Origin of the sequence: Sphaerimonospora thailandensis (genome assembly GCF_016863115.1) — a bacterium.
GTDB classification, from domain to species: domain Bacteria; phylum Actinomycetota; class Actinomycetes; order Streptosporangiales; family Streptosporangiaceae; genus Sphaerimonospora; species Sphaerimonospora cavernae.
In genome coordinates, this window is sequence record NZ_BOOG01000129.1 from 1 (window position 1) to 1524 (window position 1524).

Sequence of the window (1524 nt, forward strand, 5' to 3'; positions counted from 1 at the left end):
CACCACCACCATCCCCGGCGTCCCCTCCCCCACCGGGGTGGCGATCACACCCGACGGCAACCGCGCCTACGTCACCAACTTCTTCACCGGCAACGTCTCGGTCATCAACACCGCCACCAACACCGTCACCACCACCGTGCCCGTCGGCGCCGGCCCCGCCGGGGTGGCGATCACACCCGGCGGCAACCGCGCCTACGTCACCAACTTCGGCTCCAACAACGTCTCAGTCATCAACACCGCCACCAACACCGTCACCACCACCGTGCCCGTCGGGAACCGTCCCCTCGGTGTGGCCGTGGCGCGCATCCGCACCACGCCGCCTCAGCCGCCCATCTCCCGCAGGCCGACCAAGATCAAGGCAACGGTGGACAACATCATGTGAGGTTCCCGTCCTGACGCCTGAGGATGATGACACCGGAGCAGGTCCATGAGAATGGGCCATGCCCGGTCGAGCATGCTCGCGGAACATGAGCCCGAAGACCGTCGGCGGACTTCACATCGTGAGCTTCCGCCGGTGGCCTTCGGGCATTTCCGGCCATAGCACACGAAAGCCACCATCCCATGTACAGTGATCAACACCCGTACCAACCGGGTCATCGCCACCGTCGCCGTCGGGACCACCCCCGACGCGGTGGCGGTCACACCGGACAGTGAGTTCGTCTACGTCGCCAACTTCGGCTCCAACAACGTCACGGTGATCGACGCGGACAACAACACCTTCGTCACCAACATCCCCGTCGGCGCCGCTCCCGTCGGGGTGGCGGTGGCGGCCATGCGGAACGGCCCCTTCGTCTACGTCACCAACAACCTCGCGAACAACGTCTCGGCGATCAACGCCAACACCGTCATCGCCACCATCCCGGTGGGCGCCCTGCCCACCGATGTGGCCGTCGCGTTCATCTCCAGAGAGGAACAGGGCGGCGCCGCCGCCGCCGGCGTAGACGGCGTCGTGGAGAACAGCATGGGCCGAGCGGGAGCACCGAGCGCGGCCCGCCTTCTCGCCCACCATCACTCCGGTGTCGCAACGCACCGCCACAAGGCGCACAAGACCTACCACGCCAAGCGGCCCGCTGTGACGAAGGTCGCCGGCCCAGGCCGGTGAGCATGACCACAGCCCGGTAGACCGTACCGGGCGCACGTGGGCACAGCGCATCTGGAACAGCGGCCCCCGGCGGAGATCGCATCGCATGACTTCCGCCGGGGGCCTTAGCTGTTTCCGGCCGTACCCGAAGCGCTCAGCAGTCTTGTACGGCCGTGCCACACAAGAACCAACTCGGGAAATATCGTTAATTCCGTTCTGCGGGGCTTCGCGTCGGACCAACGGCTGGGAGTCAGCCGAGCAGCCAGCCGGGAGTGCCAAATATCGCGGCGCTTGCGGTCCCGACGCCCCCAGAAGCCGGATCGCCAAATGTCGCATTAGCGCATTCTGTGGCAATCAGTCGGCGCTCTCGCCAGGAATACACCAAGTGATCAGCTCAGAGCGCCAAATCATCGCGTCGCTTCCGACCGGCGTCGCCGTCCACG

The 1524-nt window shown here is 66.2% G+C and carries 2 protein-coding genes; both read left to right on the top strand.

All coding sequences use genetic code 11. The features are described 5' to 3' along the window. Positions 1-382, top strand: a 382-nt coding sequence (locus tag Mth01_RS29255; protein ID WP_407695990.1) for a YncE family protein, incomplete at its 5' end; no start/stop codon positions are given. Positions 383-568: 186 nt separating this feature from the next. Beyond that, positions 569-1102 carry a YncE family protein gene (locus Mth01_RS29260; RefSeq protein ID WP_204019195.1) on the top strand — a complete coding sequence of 178 codons (534 nt, stop codon included), beginning with the start codon at positions 569-571 and terminating at the stop codon, positions 1100-1102. The last annotated feature ends 422 nt before the right edge of the window (positions 1103-1524 follow it).